The sequence below is a fragment of the Streptomyces sp. NPDC103540 genome (assembly GCF_055584445.1).
The window spans coordinates 1-17,924 of sequence record NZ_JBVJMA010000009.1 but is presented as its reverse complement, the minus strand read 5'-3'; the positions used below and the strand labels follow the sequence as shown (position 1 = coordinate 17,924).

Annotated in this window: 17 protein-coding genes and 3 pseudogenes; 12 read left to right on the top strand and 8 right to left on the bottom strand. The window is 70.8% G+C overall.

The window, feature by feature from the left end:
* Positions 1-91: 91 nt before the first annotated feature.
* Together ACZ6ZI_RS22045 and ACZ6ZI_RS22040 are read right to left on the bottom strand one after the other, a co-directional pair.
* Positions 92-454 (bottom strand): STAS domain-containing protein, encoded by a 363-nt coding sequence (locus ACZ6ZI_RS22045; protein ID WP_469523487.1) that lies wholly within the window; start codon positions 452-454, stop codon positions 92-94.
* Between the two features lie 51 nt (positions 455-505).
* Positions 506-1,168, bottom strand: coding sequence for an HSP18 transcriptional regulator (locus tag ACZ6ZI_RS22040; protein WP_469523485.1), 663 nt, complete (start codon positions 1,166-1,168; stop codon positions 506-508).
* 126 nt (positions 1,169-1,294) lie between these two features.
* Between ACZ6ZI_RS22040 and ACZ6ZI_RS22035 the strand changes: the two genes are divergently transcribed.
* The 3 genes and pseudogenes from ACZ6ZI_RS22035 to ACZ6ZI_RS22025 all read left to right on the top strand — a co-directional run bounded on the left by ACZ6ZI_RS22035 (position 1,295) and on the right by ACZ6ZI_RS22025 (position 2,718).
* Positions 1,295-1,729 carry an Hsp20/alpha crystallin family protein gene (locus tag ACZ6ZI_RS22035; protein WP_469523483.1) on the top strand — a complete coding sequence of 145 codons (435 nt, stop codon included), beginning with the start codon at positions 1,295-1,297 and terminating at the stop codon, positions 1,727-1,729.
* 91 nt (positions 1,730-1,820) lie between these two features.
* Positions 1,821-2,206 (top strand): annotated as a pseudogene (locus tag ACZ6ZI_RS22030) (DUF2267 domain-containing protein); the annotation flags it as partial.
* Between the two features lie 65 nt (positions 2,207-2,271).
* Positions 2,272-2,718: a DUF2267 domain-containing protein gene (locus ACZ6ZI_RS22025; RefSeq protein ID WP_469523482.1), complete on the top strand. Its 447-nt coding sequence runs from the start codon at positions 2,272-2,274 to the stop codon at positions 2,716-2,718.
* A 299-nt stretch (positions 2,719-3,017) separates the two neighbouring features.
* Here ACZ6ZI_RS22025 and ACZ6ZI_RS22020 read toward each other — a convergent pair whose 3' ends face one another.
* Positions 3,018-3,698 carry a VOC family protein gene (locus tag ACZ6ZI_RS22020; RefSeq protein ID WP_469523480.1) on the bottom strand — a complete coding sequence of 227 codons (681 nt, stop codon included), beginning with the start codon at positions 3,696-3,698 and terminating at the stop codon, positions 3,018-3,020.
* A 303-nt stretch (positions 3,699-4,001) separates the two neighbouring features.
* On the opposite strand from ACZ6ZI_RS22020, the gene ACZ6ZI_RS22015 reads away from it, so the two are divergent.
* A complete protein-coding gene (locus ACZ6ZI_RS22015) occupies positions 4,002-4,526 on the top strand; it encodes an NAD-dependent epimerase/dehydratase family protein (RefSeq protein ID WP_469523479.1) in 525 nt (174 codons plus the stop codon).
* Positions 4,527-4,649: 123 nt separating this feature from the next.
* Here the strand turns inward: ACZ6ZI_RS22015 and ACZ6ZI_RS22010 are convergent, their stop codons facing one another.
* Positions 4,650-5,147, bottom strand: coding sequence for a DUF5133 domain-containing protein (locus ACZ6ZI_RS22010; RefSeq protein ID WP_469523476.1), 498 nt, complete (start codon positions 5,145-5,147; stop codon positions 4,650-4,652).
* Positions 5,148-5,524: 377 nt separating this feature from the next.
* Positions 5,525-6,433, bottom strand: coding sequence for an ATP-dependent DNA ligase (locus ACZ6ZI_RS22005; RefSeq protein WP_469523474.1), 909 nt, complete (start codon positions 6,431-6,433; stop codon positions 5,525-5,527).
* 511 nt (positions 6,434-6,944) lie between these two features.
* Between ACZ6ZI_RS22005 and ACZ6ZI_RS22000 the strand changes: the two are divergent.
* Positions 6,945-7,180, top strand: a pseudogene (locus ACZ6ZI_RS22000) (DUF6766 family protein); the annotation flags it as partial.
* A 164-nt stretch (positions 7,181-7,344) separates the two neighbouring features.
* Here ACZ6ZI_RS22000 and ACZ6ZI_RS21995 read toward each other — a convergent pair.
* Positions 7,345-8,885: pseudogene (locus ACZ6ZI_RS21995) on the bottom strand (FAD-dependent oxidoreductase).
* Positions 8,886-9,083: 198 nt separating this feature from the next.
* Between ACZ6ZI_RS21995 and ACZ6ZI_RS21990 the strand changes: the two are divergent.
* The 3 genes from ACZ6ZI_RS21990 (at position 9,084) to ACZ6ZI_RS21980 (ending at position 13,022) form a co-directional block, all read left to right on the top strand.
* Positions 9,084-10,268: a zinc-dependent alcohol dehydrogenase gene (locus ACZ6ZI_RS21990; protein ID WP_469523473.1), complete on the top strand. Its 1,185-nt coding sequence runs from the start codon at positions 9,084-9,086 to the stop codon at positions 10,266-10,268.
* 41 nt (positions 10,269-10,309) lie between these two features.
* Complete coding sequence (locus ACZ6ZI_RS21985) at positions 10,310-12,550, top strand: catalase (RefSeq protein ID WP_469523471.1); 2,241 nt, start codon at positions 10,310-10,312, stop codon at positions 12,548-12,550.
* Positions 12,551-12,695: 145 nt separating this feature from the next.
* The gene (locus ACZ6ZI_RS21980) at positions 12,696-13,022 is read left to right on the top strand and encodes a SpoIIE family protein phosphatase (RefSeq protein ID WP_469523469.1); all 327 of its coding nucleotides are present in this window, start codon (positions 12,696-12,698) and stop codon (positions 13,020-13,022) included.
* Between the two features lie 451 nt (positions 13,023-13,473).
* On the opposite strand, the gene ACZ6ZI_RS21975 is transcribed toward ACZ6ZI_RS21980, so the two are convergent.
* Together ACZ6ZI_RS21975 and ACZ6ZI_RS21970 are read right to left on the bottom strand one after the other, a co-directional pair.
* Entirely contained in the window at positions 13,474-13,923 is a 450-nt protein-coding gene (locus ACZ6ZI_RS21975) for an SRPBCC family protein (protein WP_469523468.1), read from the bottom strand.
* A 199-nt stretch (positions 13,924-14,122) separates the two neighbouring features.
* Positions 14,123-14,473, bottom strand: coding sequence for a phosphatase PAP2 family protein (locus ACZ6ZI_RS21970; RefSeq protein ID WP_469523466.1), 351 nt, complete (start codon positions 14,471-14,473; stop codon positions 14,123-14,125).
* A gap of 647 nt (positions 14,474-15,120) precedes the next feature.
* Here ACZ6ZI_RS21970 and ACZ6ZI_RS21965 point away from each other — a divergent pair.
* From ACZ6ZI_RS21965 to ACZ6ZI_RS21950, 4 genes are all read left to right on the top strand, one after another.
* The gene (locus ACZ6ZI_RS21965; protein ID WP_469523465.1) at positions 15,121-15,558 is read left to right on the top strand and encodes a hypothetical protein; all 438 of its coding nucleotides are present in this window, start codon (positions 15,121-15,123) and stop codon (positions 15,556-15,558) included.
* 161 nt (positions 15,559-15,719) lie between these two features.
* Positions 15,720-16,142 carry an STAS domain-containing protein gene (locus ACZ6ZI_RS21960; RefSeq protein WP_469523464.1) on the top strand — a complete coding sequence of 141 codons (423 nt, stop codon included), beginning with the start codon at positions 15,720-15,722 and terminating at the stop codon, positions 16,140-16,142.
* A complete protein-coding gene (locus ACZ6ZI_RS21955; RefSeq protein WP_469523462.1) occupies positions 16,139-16,696 on the top strand; it encodes a hypothetical protein in 558 nt (185 codons plus the stop codon). Before ACZ6ZI_RS21960 ends, ACZ6ZI_RS21955 begins: the two co-directional genes overlap by 4 nt.
* A 252-nt stretch (positions 16,697-16,948) precedes the next feature.
* Positions 16,949-17,779, top strand: coding sequence for a helix-turn-helix transcriptional regulator (locus ACZ6ZI_RS21950; protein ID WP_469523460.1), 831 nt, complete (start codon positions 16,949-16,951; stop codon positions 17,777-17,779).
* The last annotated feature ends 145 nt before the right edge of the window (positions 17,780-17,924 follow it).

The window sequence follows — 17,924 nt, the reverse complement described above, 5'->3', positions numbered from 1 at the left end:
GGCCGCTCGGTGGCGCGTGCGTGGGGGCGCTCGGGTAGGCGATCGGCATGTACCCGTACGCCGACAGCACCACCGCCTTCCCGAACCACGGCTACGCCTGGGCACCCGCCCTGCGCCGCCGCCACGGCAACGCACCGGCGGTCCCGGCGCGGCTGATGGGCCGCCCCGCCGTGCTGCTGCGCGGCCCGAGGCGGTGGACGTCGGTGTCTTGGGCTGCGTGGCGCGCGGCGAGGAGCGCGTTCAGCGCTGAGGAGTCGCAGAAGGTGAGGCCACTGCAGTCGACCGCCAGTGGTTTGGCCGCGGAAGCGTGAGTGAGGGCTTCGCGAAGGGCGAGGTGCAGGGTGGGTGCCGTGTCGATGTCGATCTCTCCGGTGGGTCTGATCGTGACGGCGTGGTCCAGGACCTCCATGTCGATGCGGTTGCCGCCGGGGTGCCGGGGAGGCTGTCCGGTCAAGGTGATCACTCCTTGCGTTGACGACGGTGCCCCCGACGTCGGGGGTGCGGGTCACGTACTGCGCTGATCGTGGGCGTCCCTGCGGAGCTGGTCGGTGTGTCGGGTCATGGCGTCAACGCGCTCGGCGAGCTCGGCGTCCTCGGGCCGCAGGTGGGCGCGGGTGCCGGTCAGGGGGCGGACGAGGCGGGCGGTGTCGTCATGGGCGAGGGCCTGGTTCAGGTCGCCGATGGCGCCCTCGGCGTCGTCGGCGAGGCCGGGAAGGGCGGTGATCTGGCCGGCGAGGCGGCGCAGGTCGGCGGCGTTGTCGCGGGCCCAGGCGTCCACGCTGCGATCGGCGGCGCGGGCGTCGCGGGTGGCCTGGACGCGTTCCTCGCCCGTACTTCCGGCCTTCCCCGGTCGTAGGCGCAGGTAGCGGCGTTCGGCGGCCTGGCGGCTGGCGACTCCGAGGGGTCCGGCGAGGTCGGCCCAGCTGGCGCCCTCGCTGCGGGCGATTTCGATCAGGCCGGTCTCCCAGCCGCTCAGCTGCTGGCGGACCTCGCGCAGCATCAGCAGGGCGGCCAGGGCGGGGTGGGGGCCCGCGCCCGCCGTCGACGGTGCCGCCGGTGTACCCGTGGAGGCTTCCTGCGCTTGTCGGACGGCCTGGTTGATGGTCGCCAGTGCCGCTGCGGCGGCCGGATAGGTGATGGGTGTGGTCGGCTCTCCGGCCTCGTTCATGATGCTCCGTCCTCTGTCATCCCCCAGACGACTTCCTGCTTGTCGTCGTTTCGATGACATGCTACAACGGTTCCACGTTGAAGCGCATTGGCAGTTTCTGCCTGAACCAATCGGAGGTGTTTCGCGATGTTGATGCGCACCGACCCGTTCCGCGAGATGGACCGGATCGTCCAGCAGCTGTCGGGTTCTTCAGGGACCTGGTCGAAGCCGTCGGTCATGCCGATGGACGCCTACCGCGACGGCGACGTGTACGTGATCGCGTTCGACCTGCCCGGTGTGAGCGCCGAGGCGATCGACATCGACGTCGAGCGGAACATGCTGACCGTGAAGGCCGAGCGCCACCCGGTCGCGAAGGCCGACTCCGTCAAGATGGAACTCTCCGAACGGCCTCTGGGTGTCTTCTCCCGCCAGATCGTCCTCGCGGACACCCTGGACACCGAGCGCATCGAGGCCGACTGCGACGCGGGTGTCCTCACCCTGCGGATCCCGATCGCCGAGCGTGCCAAGCCCCGCAAGGTCAGCATCGGCGCCGGATCCGGCCGCAAGCAGATCTCCGGCTGACCCGCCCCCCTCAGCCGGTCGCGGTGGGTGGGAGAGCCCCCGGCGCCCACCCACCGCACGCTCTGGACCTCCCCCCTCCCCGGGGACCGTGATGTCGATGCGCAGGGAGCCCCGTACCTGGCCCACGCCCAAAAGTGCGGTGAGTACGGAACCGTTGAGGAAGCCGACCGGGTCGCTCGTGTCGTTCTGGCCCGGCTCGGCGTGCACCTCGTCGGCAGGGTCCGGGCCGAGCCCGCCGCCCGCCTTCCGGAAAAGGGCGACCTGACCCTTCTCAACCCGCCGCAGGCCGCCGAGCCGCTCTCACCACAGCGATTCCTTCGTGCGACCGCCGCGTGGAGCGAAGTCGCAACCGAGAAGACGGCCTTGCGGGACGTCGGCGCCGTACTGTCCACCGCGACCGCGGACGCGGGCGATGGCCTCACCCACGACATCCTGCTCCGGCTTCCACCCGGCTACGACCTCCTCTTCGGCCCCCCAACCCGCCTGACCGTCCCTCCCCTGCCCGCGGCAGGAACCCTCAGCAGAGAAAGGCAACCGCAGCCATGTACGACCAGCCTCGACCGAACACCGCCCAGCAGGCCATGACGTTCGAGCAGATGCTGGAACGCGTGCGCTACGAAGGTGCCTACCCCACCCGCGAACGCGCCGCGGAAGCCGTTCACCACGTTCTCGCCGCCCTCGGCCGCCAACTGACCGGAGACGAACGCGTCGACCTCGCCCAGGCCCTGCCCGTCGAAGCAGCGCTCACCCTGACCGCCCAGATCCCCGACATCGAACCCCTCACCGGCTGGGGCTTCGTCAAGGACCTGGCCGCCCGGACCGGTGCGAGCCCAGCCGTCGCCCGCTGGGACACCGGCGCCGTCCTCGTAACCGTCGCCCGCCTTGCCGGCCCCGACCTCCTCGCCCGCATTCTGCACGGCTTGCCCGACGGCTATGCCCTCCTCTTCGGCCAGGCGGAACTGCGACAGCCGCAACACGCCGCCGCATAGAGCGAGCGATCGACAGTCCGCACGCGAAGACGATCGTCGTCGACGATTGCGCCGTGGTGGCGCCACGGGAACGCACAAACGGGGCGCCGACCACGCCGGCGTGCCGGGCGAACCTGGCGGCCGGTGTCCCAGGGGAGCCGGGGGAGCGGGGCTACGTGCCGTACCGCACCGGTGACGGGATGTCGCCAACAGCTCCCGCACGCCGCCACGACGGTCCCGACACCGCTCGGCCCGGCGGCGTTCGGGCAGGGTGATGGCCTGCGGCGCCCGCACCCGGTCGCAGCAGGGCAGGTTCTCCGTCAGCCCTGAGGTGCGACGACCGTGAACAAGCCCCCTTCGGGGTCCCGAAGGGTGATCGACCTGTCGGCAGGCGTGCTTTCGACCGGTGATGCGGGCCCGCCGCCCGCGCGGATCGTGGCTGCGACGGCGGCCTCGAGGTCGGGCACACGGAAGTGGACGTGCCAACGAGGGCGGACATGCGGGTCGGGGTCCTCGTCCACACCTCCGCCGCTGATCTGTGCGACCGTTTCGTTCCCTTGGCGCAGGACGACGCGGTCGTGTTCGAAGGCGGCCACGCAGGATCCGGGTGCCCCGGCCCAGTCCAGCACCTCGCCGTAGAAGATGGCGGCCGCGAAGGCGTCCCGCGTGCGAAGTTCCAGACAGGCGGGAGCCGGCCCGCACCCCACCTGCCAGTCAGTGAGGACTTCGCCCTGCCACAGTCCGAAGACCGCCCCGGCCGGGTCCGCAGCCAACACGGCCCGTCCCCTGCCAAAGGAAATGGGGCCGACTGCAACAGTCGCACCGCGCTCGCGGACGCGGGCGGCGGCGAGGTCCACGTCGCCGGCGGCGAAATACGGCGTCCAAGCGGCGGGCAGGGTCAGATGGTCGGCTAGCATCCCGAACCCGGCGATCGGAGTCCCGTCGCGGCAGGCGACGGCGAACCCTCCTCCGCCGTGGGTACTGCGGAAGGTCCAGCCCATGACGGCCCCGTAGAACCGGCGCGCGGATGCCAGATCTCGGGTTGTAAGGCTCACCCAGCACGGCGCGCCACCGACCTCACGGCTTGGCCTGGACAGAGCTCCGGACCGGAGCATGACGCTCACCCCACAGAGGTCGGTTTGTGATATCCAGGCGTTTGCCCCTTTTGGGGTGCATCGGAACATCTTCAGGCAGCCGAGCCTGGCCGGGCCGGCCGCAGCACGATCCCGCTCGGCTGAGTCAGGCCTCGGAGTACTGGAAGTTCCAGCCCACCCCACAGCCCCGTCACCACCTGGCGCACAAACGTGCTGGGCAGCATCCGCGTAATCGAGACCTGTGCCCGGACCGGGGTGGCCACACGGGTGCATGCCTCGTCGGTCGGCGCGTACTCGCCGGGCCCCGAGGACGGGCGCCCGGTCGACGAGTCCTGGCCGACCCACGGCTCGCCCGGCGCCGCCTACACACGAGAGAAGGCCTACCTGGAGCGCTACCTCGACGGATTCCGGCTCGCCCACGGCATCCGGCTGGTGCGCATGCGCCCCGCGTTCCTTTTCAAGCAGGAGTCGGCGAGCGAACAACGCCACATCTTCGCGGGCCCGCTCCTGCCCTGGCGCCTCATCCATCCGGGCCTGCTCCCCGCTCTGCCCGCCATCTCCGGCCTGCGCTTCCAGGCACTGCACACCGATGACGCCGCCCAGGCCTACCGGGCAGACGTCGGTCGGTCCGTCAGCGGGCTGGACGCCGACGCTGTGCGAGGCGGAGGGGCGCGGCAGAGCCCCGACGAGGGGACCCGGGCAAGCCGGCTTCTGTGTTTCCGTTTCCGCAGCTGATCGAGCCGGTGCAGCCGGTCGACCCGTGGAGGGCATCGGGACCTTCGTCTCAGAAGCAGTCGTCACCCGTAGCGAGGGAGCGGAACGAGCGGAACGAGGGGAGCTGCTGAGCAGGCACGGGTGTCACGACGGTGGGAGCCGGTTCGCTGCCAGGTGGGTTTCGGCGGCTGTCAGGGCGGCGTGCGCATTACGGCACCCAGTCAGGACGCACAGCGTGTACAGGGTGTTCTCCAGCTCGACGCGCTGGGCCGCGTCACCGGGTGCGGCGAGCGTGCGGCGGCGGACTGCCTTGAGGTGGTTGACGTGCTGGCGCAGGACGAACGAGGAGGGGCGCAGTGCCGGGCCGACGGGCGGTACCGAGGCGCTGCGGGCGCGTGCGATCTCGGCGTGCACTGCCTGCTCGATGTGGCCGGGAGCGGACGGGGCGCTAGTGCTCCGGTTGTGCAGGGCGATGACCGTCCTGGCAGTGGCATCCGGGGTGACACCGCCCGCGCGCGTTACGTTGTGGAGGATGCGGTGCGCGTCGACCGCCGTGCAGGGAACGAGAGCCATCAGGATTCCGACCGCGTGACCGGAGCGCTCGCGCTCACCGAGCGCCGCGCGCAGGGGTGTGTCGTCCATCGGCGTGCTCCCTCGCTAATTCCCTGCAGGCAGCAGGCCCCCCTGTTTACAACTGCGCCGGCTGGTGATCTGCCGAACCCGCGCGCCACGCCGAAGGGCCTGGTGGCCCACGGTTGACCGGAGGTCAAGCGGACGCTGCTTCGGCTCCGGTCGGACGCCTGGCGCACAGCGCACGGTCGCCCCGGACGAGCGCCACGACCGGAACGTGGTTCGAGCTTGGCGTCGTAAGAAGATCCTTGAGCAGGTGGAAGGCTCAGGGTCCCGGAGTTGCCTTGCAGACGCCGACCCTTCCGGAGGACTCGGTGTGGGGCCCGTTGCCCGCGGACGGTCGGATCAACCGCCGTGCGACGTCTCCGCGGCGAGGTTTTCGGGCCTGCTCAGCTGTCGGTCGGGACTGGGGCGAAGAGCGGCACTTCCTCGGCGGTGACGTCCAGGCGCAGCCGCTTGAAGCGGACGGGGTGGCGGTGGAGGCCGACGGCGGTGTCGGCACTTATCTCGGCGACGAGTTCGGGGTGGACGAGGGTGACGTCGAGGAGGTCGCGGCTGCCCCCGGCCGAGGCGAACCGCATGCCGGCCCAGGGATGGTGAGGTGTCGCTTCGGTGAGGTTGCCACCGACGAGGCGGGCGGCTTCGGCGCGTAGGGGGCCGGTGCGGCCGATGGGGCACAGGTGGCCGTGCGCGTCGCGGCGGCCGAGGAGGAGCAGCTGGGGGCGCGGGGTGGTCCCGGTGATCGCGCCGATGATCGCTTCGGTGGTGTCCCGGCGGCGGAGTTTGTACCAGCCTCTGTGCCCAGGCTGGTAGGGCTGGTCGAGGGCTTTGACCACGATGCCTTCGACGCCGGAGAGCTCGGTCCACTGCTCCAGCCAGTGCTCGGCCTTGAGCAGGTCGGTGGTCATGGGGCACAGCGTCCACGGGGCCGCCAGGCGATGGTCGGCGAAGAGGGCTTCGAGCCGCAACCGCTGGCGGTAGGGGTGGTGCAAAAGCTCGATGCCACCTTGCTGAAGGATGTCGAAGGCGATGAAGAGGGCGGGCAGGTTCTGGGCGAGCCCGCGTCGGGCGGTGCGGTTGCGGGCGGCGATGCGTCGTTGGAGCCCTTCGAAGGAGAGCCGGTGTGCTTGGGCGTCCCAGACGACGAGCTCGCCGTCGAGGACCAGGGCGTGCGGCAGTTGCCCTGCGGCGGCGACGAGGTCCGGGAACCGGTCCTGGATCTCCGCCCCCCCGGCAGGTTTGGATCCGAAGTTCGCCGGTGGCGGAGGAGGAGGTGAACAGCAGGGCTCGGTAGCCATCGAATTTCTGCTCGAAGGCCAGCTCGCCGAACATCCCGGGGCCGGGAACCGACTCCACGGCCTGCGCGAGCATCGGCTCGACCGGCGGCTGCAACGTCACGCGGAGGCCTCCTCTCCCTTTACGTCCGGCCGCAGGACAGGGCCCTGGGCCCTCACGAGGTCGACCACGCCGGTCGGCTCGGCCGCCAGCTCGCGGGCGTCGTATCCCTCGCGGTTACGGCCGGGGGTTCCGTGTGGGAGCCGATGGGCGCGGTGAACGGTGTGGCCGCCGGTGGCCGTGCACAGGCTCACCGGCAGGCTGACCGGCCCGAACGACAGGTTTCCGCTCCTACGGTACGAGGACGAGTCGCGTGGGCCCACCTCCTCCGGTCGGCCGGGCCCCCTGCTTTCCGGCAGACTGCTTATACCCTCGTTTGAACCCCGTAGTCGGTCGGCACGCCAGGCTCTGCGGTGTATCCACCCGTGGGCTTGACACGGTCGGTGAGAGCCGTTCGACAGCCCGTCCGCGGCATCGCTGGGCCTGGTCATGGCGCTTCTGTTCGTCGGGTCCTGGTTAGCGCAGTCGGTCTCGGGAACGTCGGCGTACGACGAGCAGCGGCTGAGGCAGCTCCAGGCCCCCGTCGGTTGGGGCGAGTACCTGACCCGGCCCGACTTCTGGAGCCGGACCCTGCAGAACTGGCAGTCCGAGTGCTGGCGGTCGCGGCGATGGTCATCCTCTCCGTGTACCTGCGCCAGCGCGGCTCACCCACACCTCGGCTGCGTCGAAGGCTGACGGTCCTTGGCCCGGGGCCCTGCGGATCCGGTCCAAGTAACGATCGCCTGTGCGGCCAGCCAACCCGCATACCGATCGCCCGTTCGGCCCGGCCCGAGCCTGGTCGCAGGGCTTCGTGGGTGAGCGACCCCGGCGGGAGTCAGAGCTTCTCCGGGTCCAGCCGTTCCAGGGGCTGTAGTGCCGGCCCCTGAAGGATGCCGCCGCCGATGCCGAAGCGGGAGCCGTGGCAGGGGCACTCCCAGGTGCGTTCGGCGTTGTTGAATGCGACGAGGCATCCGAGATGGGTGCAGACGGCCGACACGGCGTGCAGCCCGCCCCGGTCGTCGCGGTGCACGGCGCAGGGCTTGCCGCCCGCCCTGACCACCGTTCCCTGACCCGGGCGCAGGTTCTCCACGGGGCCGTTGGTGCCGTTGCCGAGGGTGTCCAGGCGGTCCTTGACGAAGTGTTTGCCGGTGTCCCATTGGGCCTTGAGGAGCTCCGGGGCGGAGCGCAGCGCGGAGCCGAGTCGGGCGGGATCGTACAGACCGTCCCACGGCTCTTCCTCGCCGCTGACGAGGGACGCGATGATCGTCCCGGCCAGTACTCCGCCCGTCATGCCCCAGCCGGCGAAGCCCGTGGCGACGTAGACGTTCTCACCCCCGCCGGGTACCCGGCCGATGAGGGGCAGGGTGTCCGTGACGCTGTTGTCCTGCGCCGCCCACCGGTGGGTGACGGTGAAGCCGGGGAAGCGCCGCTCGGCCCAGGCTTGCAGGTGTGCGTACCCGGCCTCGGTGTCTGCCCCCTCGCCCGGGGTGAACGCCTCTCCCGTGACGATCAGGAGACGGCCGTCGTCGAGCGGCGCTGTGCGGACCGACCGCTTGCCGCCCTCCTCGGTGATGTACATCCCCCCGGGGTCGAGGCCGGCGCGAAGGGGGCCCGCGATCACCAGGTCGCGGTGCTGGGTCAGCCGGGCGGCGAGCAGGGCGTGGTCGAAGACGGGGTGGTGGGTGGCCACGACGACGTGCCGGGCGGAGACGGTGGCACCGGTATCGGTGGTGAGACGGCACGGATCGCCGTCGTCCAGGGCGGTCACGCGTGTGCCCTCGTGGATGCTGCCCCCAGCGCGATGATGTCGGCGGCGAGGCCGCGCAGGTACTTGAGTGGATGGAACTGTGCCTGCTCCTCCACCTTCACGGCTCCGGCGATCGGGAACGGGAGGCCGGTCTCGGTGACGAAGGAGGCGTTGAGACCGGCCGCCCGGGCAGCCTCGGCCTCCGCGCGCAACGCCGCCACGCCGTCGGGATCGCGGCCGTACGTGTAGGCGGGGCGCTCCTCCAGTTCGCAGTCGATGCCGAGTTCCGCGGCCACGTCGAAGACGTGCCGGAGCGCGGCGCTCTGCGAGGCGGCGTACCGGCGCGCGGCGTCTTCGCCGTGCTCCGTGCGGAGCGTGTCGTACACGGTGGTGTGCAGGGCGGTGAGTTTTCCGGTCGTGTGCCCGGTGACGCCTCCCGCGAGCCTGTCCGCTTCCAGCACGACGACCCGAAGACCCGCGCGGGCGAGTTCCCACGCCGTGCTGAGCCCGACGATGCCGCTGCCGATCACCGCCGCATCCGCCTGAGCCGCCCCTGAGAGAGGGGCGAAGGACGGCAGGTCCGCCGTCTGCATCCAGTACGAGCGGCCGTCGTTCGAAGGTCGGTTCATCTCCGGCGACTGCCCAGTGGGGGAGGGCTGATGCGCGGACCGCACACGGGTGACACACCGTGCCGATACGAGCACAGGGGCGTGTAGTCCGGACGAATCCGGTTGATCCGTACGACCGGGGGCACGCGCACCCTGACGAGCGAAAGGACAAGCCGGACAAATGTGGAGCCGTGTAGCTGCGGTCCGCAAGGAGGCGTCATGAGAGCACTCACCTGGCACGGCAAACGCGACGTACGCGTCGACACGGTGCCCGATCCCACCATCCGCGACCCCGACGACGTGGTCGTCAAGATCACGACCACCGGACTCTGCGGATCCGATCTGCACCTCTACGAGGTACTCGGGGCCTTTCTCGACCCCGGCGACATCCTTGGGCACGAGCCCATGGGCATCGTGGAGGAGGTCGGGGCGGCGGTCACGTCCCTGAAGCCGGGGGACCGGGTCGTGATCCCTTTCAACGTCTCGTGCGGCTCGTGCTTCATGTGCGACCAGGGGTTGCAGTCCCAGTGCGAGACGACACAGGTGCGTGAGCACGGCACCGGAGCCTCGCTCTTCGGCTACACCAAGCTCTACGGTCAGGTCCCCGGCGGCCAAGCGGAGTACCTTCGGGTCCCGTTCGGCAATTCCCTCCCGATCCGCGTCCCGGACGGCCCGTCCGACGACCGTTTCGTCTACCTGTCCGACGTGCTCCCCACGGCGTGGCAGGCCGTCGAGTACGCGTCCCTGCCGCCGGGCGGCAGCGTCGCCGTGCTGGGCCTGGGTCCCATCGGTGACATGAGCTGCCGCATCGCCGCCCACCGCGGCGCCCGTACCGTCATCGGCATCGACCTGGTTCCCGAACGCCTCGGACGGGCCCGCCGGCGCGGCTACCACACCCTCGACCTGCGCGAGTGCGGGGACGACCTGGGCGAGGCGGTACGGGACCTCACGGCGGGGCGGGGGCCCGACGCCGTCATCGACGCCGTCGGAATGGAAGCCCACGGAAGCCGGATCGCCGCCGCCGCGCAGGGCATGACCACCCTCCTGCCGGACGCACTGGCGGCGGCCATGATGAAGCGTGCGGGCATCGACCGGCTCTCCGCCCTCTACACGGCCATCGACCTCGTCAGGCGCGGCGGCACCGTCTCGGTGTCCGGGGTGTACGGCGGCGCGGCCGATCCCATGCCCCTGCTGACCATGTTCGACAAGCAGCTGAACCTGCGCATGGGGCAGGCCAACGTCCGGCGCTGGGTCGACGACATCCTTCCCCTGCTCACCGACGGGGACCCGCTCGGCGTCGACGACTTCGCCACGCACCGCCTGCCCCTCGCACAGGCACCGGACGCGTACGAGATGTTCCAGAAGAAGCAGGACGGCGCCGTCAAGGTCCTCTTCACCCCGTGAACCGTCCGGCAGACCACTCAACCCACCGAGCAGGAGACGACATGAATACGAAGCACACCCCCGCGGCGCCGGAGCCGGGCGAGGGCGCCCTGCCGGGCAAGCCGGGGCCCGTGTCGCCACCCGTAACGGAGCCCACGCAACCCGCGGAGCCGCTACCGCCGAAGACGGATCAGGAGGGCCCCGAGACGGTGAGCCCCACGGGACAGGCGACCGGCGCGGACCAGGCCCGTGTCGCGCAGAGCGGTGCGTATCTGACCACCGCCCAGGGCGCACGGCTCCACGACACCGACCACTCGCTGAAAGCCGGAGCGCGCGGCCCGGTTCTGCTCCAGGACCATCATCTGCGCGAGAAAGTCACGCACTTCGACCACGAGCGGATCCCCGAACGCGTCGTCCACGCGCGCGGCGCGGCGGCGCACGGGATCTTCCAGGGCTACGGCACGGCGGGCGAGGTGTCCAAGGCGGCATTCCTCGCCAAAGACGTGCAGACCCCCGTGTTCGTACGGTTCTCCACCGTGCTCGGCTCCCGCGGTTCGGCCGACACGGTCCGCGACACCCGGGGGTTCGCGACGAAGTTCTACACGGACGAGGGCACCTTCGACCTGGTAGGAAACAACATTCCGGTCTTCTTCATCCAGGACGCGATCAAGTTCCCCGACATCATCCACGCCGGAAAACCGCACCCGGACCGCGAGATCCCGCAGGCACAGAGCGCGCACGACACGTTCTGGGACTTCGTGTCCCTGCACACCGAGGCCACCCACCACACCCTGTGGAACATGTCCGACCGCGGCATCCCGAGGTCCTACCGGATGATGGAGGGCTTCGGGGTCCACACTTTCCGGCTGGTGAACGCGGCAGACGAGAGCGTCCTGGTGAAGTTCCACTGGAAGCCCAAGCTGGGCGTGCACTCCCTCGTCTGGGAGGAAGCACAGCTGATCAACGGCATGGACCCCGACTTCCACCGCCGCGACCTCTTCGACGCCATCGAGTCCGGCGCCTTCCCGCAGTGGGAGCTGGGCATCCAGGTCTTCCCCGACACCGCCGACCAGACGTTCCAGGGGATCGACCTCCTCGACCCCACGAAGATCGTCCCCGAGGAGCTCGCACCGGTCCAGCCCATCGGCCTGATGACCCTGAACGCCAACACCAAGAACTACTTCGCCGAGACCGAGCAGGTCGCCTTCCACCCGGGCCACCTGGTCCCCGGCATCGACGTCACCGACGATCCGTTGCTCGCCGGTCGGCTCTTCTCCTACCTCGACACCCAGATCAGCCGACTCGGCGGCCCGAACTTCGGGCAGATCCCGATCAACCGGCCGCACGCCCCCGTCAACGACATGCTCCGCGACGGCATGCACCAGACCGCCGTACACACCGGCGTCGCCCCCTACCGGCCCAACAGCCTCGACGGAGGATGCCCCTTCCTCGCGGGCGCCGACACGAGCGCCTACATCGAGACGCCCGCCCCCGTCCCCGAGGCGAGCAAGGTCCGTGAAGCACCCGCCTCGTTCTCGGACCACTTCACCCAACCCCGGCTGTTCTGGCTGAGCATGACCCCGCCCGAGCGCGAGCACATCATCGCCGCCTACACCTTCGAACTGAGCAAGTGCCATGAACAGGCCGTCAAGGAACGCACCCTGAAGGTGCTGGCGAACATCGATCCCGAGCTGTGCGCACAGGTCGCCGATGGCCTCGGCCTGCCGACCCCTGAAGCCACCGTGCCGCTCGTCGCCACCGATCCCAGCCCCGCACTCTCCCAGCTGGGCGGGACCTGGCCGACCGACGGACGGGCGGTCGGCATCATCGCCGACCCCACGGCCGACCTGGACGGCGTACGGACCGCCCGGCACGCCGTCCTGAACGCCGGCATGGTGCCCCTCGTCATCGCTCCGACCGGCGGTGCCCTGGATCCCGACGGCGAACCGATCGCCGTCCAGCGCACCTTCGGCACCGCCCGTTCCGTCGAATTCGACGCCCTGCTCCTGGCCGCGGCTCCCCAGGCCGGCGCAGATGCCTACGGCGCCCGCGACGCGAAGGCCGGTACCGCCAGGCCGCCTGAGGCCGCGGACCCCCGAGTGCTGCTGCTCGTCACCGAGGCGTACCGCCACGGCAAGGCGATCGGCGGCTGGAACGGCGCCCGGCAGCTGCTCGAAACGGCCGGTATCGCAGCGGACGAGCCGGGCATCGCCGTGGGCGAGGATGGTGCGGCGGTGCTCGCAACCGTGACCGCCGCACTGGCCGAACACCGAGCGTGGGACAGGTTCCCGCCCGCCGGCTGATCTCGGCGAGGACGCCGGTAAACGGACCCGCCGCCACCGTGGCGGCGGCCGGGTCCGTTGCGGGACCGCCCCCGATGGGGCTGCCCAGCGCTTCGCCCTCACCGGGCCGACGGGGGAGGGGGCGATCCGCACCGTGAGGAGGACGGTGTCGTCGTCGCCCTTGCTCATCCGGCGGGGTAAGGCGGACTACCTGGACCCCCCGGACGGTCTCCTGCTGGGCGCCGCCCATGATGCCCGGTACACGCAAGCCACCCTTGACCTGAACGAAGGCGACCAGCTCTTGCTGTACACGGACGGCCTGGTCGAAGAACCCGAAGAGGACATCCATGACGGTCTGACCCGCCTTGCCGACACGGCCGCCGCCGCACACGCCGAAGGCGGGCGCGTCCTCATCGATACTCTTCTGGCCGCTCTGCCCGACCGCAGCCGACGCCGCGAGGACGTCTGCATCGTCCACATCACTGCCCGTTGACCAACGAAGCCGTCCCGTTTCGACCGAGGGCCGCTCCAGGACACCGGAAGGCACAGGAACGCGGAACCGGCCGCCCCCGGGCCGCGCGCCCCACCCGGGGGGCGGCTGGTGCTCCATCGCCCCGCGCGCCTGCGGCGCAGACCGTGCCGTCCGCCTCCGTTGCACATCACGTCGGTGTTCCACACGCCGCGCCGCCCTGCGCCGGGGCACGAATCACGCGGCGGCCGCCGGGAGCGATCCGCCACGACGCGCCGTGTCGTCTGGTCTCGCGGCTGCCGTGCGGGCAGGGTGGGGGGCGCTACGTGACGGAGGTCCAGTGCAGTAGCTGCCTGTAACGCGTTCGGTTGGGTTCACGCGGACCGCGGTGGACGACCGGGTTGTGGCCCGCGCCTCGGCGATACGGGGCCGGCGGCGCGGGCCGGGACCCGGCGCGTGGGGGTTTGGCGGCCTGTCAGACCTGGCCGCGCCATTCGCCCGTGGCGGTGCCGCGGCCTTCGATGAAGTGCTTGAAGCGCTTGAGGTCTCCCTTGACCTGGCGGTCGACGAAGCCGAGCTTGTCGCCGATGTTCTCCGCCATCCCCTCGGGGTCGAAGTCCATCATGAGGGTGACCTGGGTATGGGTGGGGTCGATGGGGTGGAAGGTGACGATGCCGGACTGTTCCGTCCGGCCGGCGACGGTCACCCAGGCGACCTTGGTGTCGGGGATCTGTTCGGTGATCTCGGCGTCGAACTCTCGCTCGACACCGGCGATCTTCGTGACCCAGTGCGTGAGGGTGTCCGTACGCTGCTCGATGCGCTCGACGCCGTCCATGAACTGCGGGAACGACTCGAACTGCGTCCACTGGTCGTACGCCGTGCGGATCGGGACGTCGACTTCGATGGATTCCTTGACCTGCGACATGATCGGCTCCTTCGATCGGGGATGCGGGAGGGGCATTGGGCGGTCTCGGGTCCGCCCGACGCCCCCGTGGGGCATCACATGCGTGCCCGCTCGCCGCCCGCCTGCCCCGGGATCCGGCGGTGACTCCTCGAACGAGCCCACTTTCCCCACCGAACGGAGCCCGGCGTTCGCCACCCGACCGGACGGGGCCGCGCTGCGGTCATCCAAGGTGGCGGGACAGGCGCCGGGCGAGGAGGTGAGGCAGGGCCCGAACCAGGGCGGCCGCGGCCAGGCCCACCGCGGCGCCGGCGGCGACGTCGGAGGGGTAGTGCGCGCCGCTGTGAACTCGTTGGACCGCGACCATCGCGGTCGCGCTCGCGCACGCGGCGCCCGCCGGGGGCCAGGTTGGCGCGACGGCTGCGGTGAAGGCGACGGCGGCGGCGGTGTGCCCGGGGGGAAAGGAGGAGCTGTCGGGTCGCTCCTGGACGTCGTGGTGGGGGACCCAGTCCTTGGGCGGTCTGCGTCGTGAGATCAGCTGTTTGGCGACGCCGTTGGACAGGACTTCCGCCACCGTGGTGGTGAAGAGTCCTGCCGCGGCGGCTTTGCAGTGTTGGTCTCCCGGGCGCGGCGCAGTCTCTGCAGGGCGTCCCGGCAGACCGCCGGCAGGTCGGTCGTGCTCGTGGCCATAGGGGGCGTCCGTCCTGGGCGGGTGCGCGGGGTGTGGAAGGGGGTAATGCCGTGGGCGTTGCGATACGGAGTTATGGCATCCCAGCGGGCGGCGATGGCGGCGCCGGTGGTCCATTCGGCGGATCGTCGGCGGCCAGGTCGTAATGCTCGCGCTGAAGCTGGATGTGGCGGAGGTGCCCGGGGGGTGGTGTCGTGGGCGCGTTGGAAGGCGGAGGAGTGGCGGGGCCCGCCCACCCGGGCCGCGCCCGTGATGGTGGGGCGCGGCGGTCGGGGCCTTCCGGTCCGGGGCCGCAGTGCCCCGGACCGGAAGGTTGATGGGGTTGCCCTGTCGCCCGGGAACCCCATCGTGGTCGTACGGGTGCCGGGGGAGGAACACGGTACGACCCTTCGGGATGGTCTGTAGTGGGGCGCCTGCCCGCGGAACCGTGGCCTACACCCGGCCGGGCCGGTGGCCGGTCGCCCGGTGTGGCGACAGGCCGGCTCGCCGGGGCTGTGCCTGTAATGGCGGCTACTTCGTTTTGAGGGGTGTGCGTGCTGAGTGACCATGTGTGCAACGGTCAGGATTTGATCGTCACCCTCCGTGCCCCCTTGGGGGTCCATCACCGTATTCCGTGGGTGACGGGCATTGAGGGCCTTCTGGTGGATCTGGATCCCGCCTGTCTGGTGGTGGAGCTTCCTCCGCAGGACGCTTCGGCGTCGCCGGCGACGGTTTCGGCCGTGCTGCGGGCCCACGCCGTGGCCGACCGGCGCCAGGTGGCCATGGCGGTGGTCTGCCCTCCCGGGACGGCCCGGCACCTGCTGCGGGCCAACGCCCCGACCCTGCCCGTACACGCCGATCTCGGCACCGCACTGCGCGCCGCGCACCTGCAGGCCCGCCGCCTGGCTCCCCAGGAAGTGAAGCACGGCCGCGCTGGCGCCGACCAAATGATCGGAAATGTGGGAGGGGATGGTTGTTCGTTTGGTGGGTAGTCTGGTGCTAGCCGTTGGCGATTCCCGCGCCGTCGCATCCTCCTCTTCGGGGGGTGCTTTGGGTACGGACCTCCCCGATCGCGTGGCCCCCGAAGGGTCGCGGACTTCTTCCCCGCACGGTCGGGGGAGGGAGGGCCACCCGACTTTCAGGGACGGTCGGCATGACGCCATACCCCAACACCGACATCACTTCTTCGGAGCCGGGCCCGCCCCCGCCGCCTTCGCCGGCGGGTCGGTGTGTGCCGCGTGTCGAGCGTGAGGTTCTCGCGTCGGTGGAGTGTGTGGAGGAGCCTGCTCGGGTGGTGTTGTTGCGGGTGAGTGGCGAGTTCGACATGGACACCGCCTACCTGCTGACGGAGGCGTTTTCGGCGTGTACGGCCGATCGGATGATCCTGGATGTCCGCGGTGTCACCTTCGCCGACTCCTCTTTCCTCCATGCCCTCCTGAACGCCCGCCGTGATCGTCAGCTGGTGTTGGTGGGTCCGTTGCCGCGTCAACTGTCGAAGCTGTTGACGATCTCGGAGACGATCAACCTGTTCACGATCATCGAGGACGTCTACACGGCCCATCGGTGCCAGCCATGACGACCGCCGAAGACCCGCGTCCGTTCATCCGGCACCAGACCGGGTTCCAGGACGCGCTCTGTGGCCGTACCCGCGCTCCCGGCAAGCCCGGTGCGGCTGGGCTTCCCACCGGGGAGATCTCGAACGCGGTGGGGCGCACTGTCGCGGAGGCCCAAGCCCAGCTTGCCCGGGGGTTGTGGGAGCCGGTTGCGGCCGATGCGGTCTTGGCGGGGCAGACGGCTCAATCCCTGCGGGAAGCCGTCGATGTGGTGGAGGTCCAGCGGGGCCTGGATCGGATCGACCGATTGGAGCGCCTGCGCGAAGCACTGGCCGCGCTCGCCTTGGCGGTGGCCCGTACCCATGGTCAGCCGGCCTGGTTCATGGCCCAGTGCAGCAGCGAGCTGGCACCGGTGTTGCGCTGGCGGGCCCTGGACGCCCCGCCCGGTCACACCTTCGGGACCCGTCGTCCCGAGGTTGGCGAGCTGGCGGATGCCGAGGCCGCGGTGCGCCTTTCAACCGCCGCCCTGGCCCGGATCGCCGACCGTGCCGCGGGTTCGGCCGACGATGAAGGCTGACGCCTCGAAGGTGGGGTGGTGTCACCGGTTGGGGTGAGTGGGTTTCGTGGGGTGGGCAGAAGACCGATAGCGTCCGGCGACGATGAAAGGCGGGCGTGAACCCGCGTGTCCTGGAGGGTTGCCATGGCCCCAGACCCCTTGACCGTGAGTCGGTCGTCGTTCACGACGACCGACCGGGACGCGGTGCAGGAGTCCGTGCTTCGGCAGTACGCCCACCCGCGATTCTCCGCACCGCCGGGCACCGCGTTCCGGATGAGTACCGACCTCGCGGCTGCCGGGCCGCTGACCATCGGCCGTTTCCATGTCGCGGCCCAGGTGACAGGAAGGGCCTACGGCATGGAGGGGGCGGTGTTCGCGGCGGTCCACCACGGCACCTGCACCATCCACGCCCCGGGTCGCCAGCTTCCCGTGCCGGCGGGCGGGGTGTTCGCCTACCCCCACACACCGGCGATCTACGAACTCGACGACCTGGACATCGAGGCCCTGACCCTGCCTCCCGGGGCACTGGAGCAGGCCGCCGCCGCGGCCGGGTTCGACACCGTCCGCCTCCTGGCCATGAACGCCCTCCACCCCCAGGCGGCCGCCGCGTGGAGCCGAGCCACCGTCTACACCCGCGACCAGCTGATCGACCCGAACACCCCCCTGGCCCACCCCCTCCTGCAGGCCGCCGTCGTCGGCCACCTCGCCCACCTGGCCCTGACCGTCTTCCCCAACACCACCATGACCGACATCCACTACCAACCCCCGGGGACAGTCGGTCCCGCGACCCTGCGCCGGGCCGTCGCCTTCATGGAACACAACGCCGACCGACCGATCACCCTGGCCGACATCGCGCAGGCGGCCGGAGTGACGGCCCGCGCCCTCCAGTACGCCTTCCAGCACGCCCACGGCACCAGCCCGCTGGGATACCTGCGGCGGATCCGGCTGGAGCGCGCCCACTACGAACTTGCCGTCGCCGACCCCACCGACGCGGTCACGGTCGCCGCCGTCGCGGCCCGCTGGGGCTGGGCCAAACCCGGCCACTTCACCGCCGCCTACCGCCGCGCCTACAACACCCTGCCCTCCCACACCCTGCGCACCTGAACCAGCGCTCCCGGGTGTGCGTGCGTGGCACCCGACGGGCGCGGCCCCCCCGCGGGGGGCGCCCCCCGCCCCCCCCCGCCGCGCGGGGGCCCCGCCGGGTCGGCTACGGCAGCGCGTTCGCGCTGTCCACGGCCTTCAAGCGGGT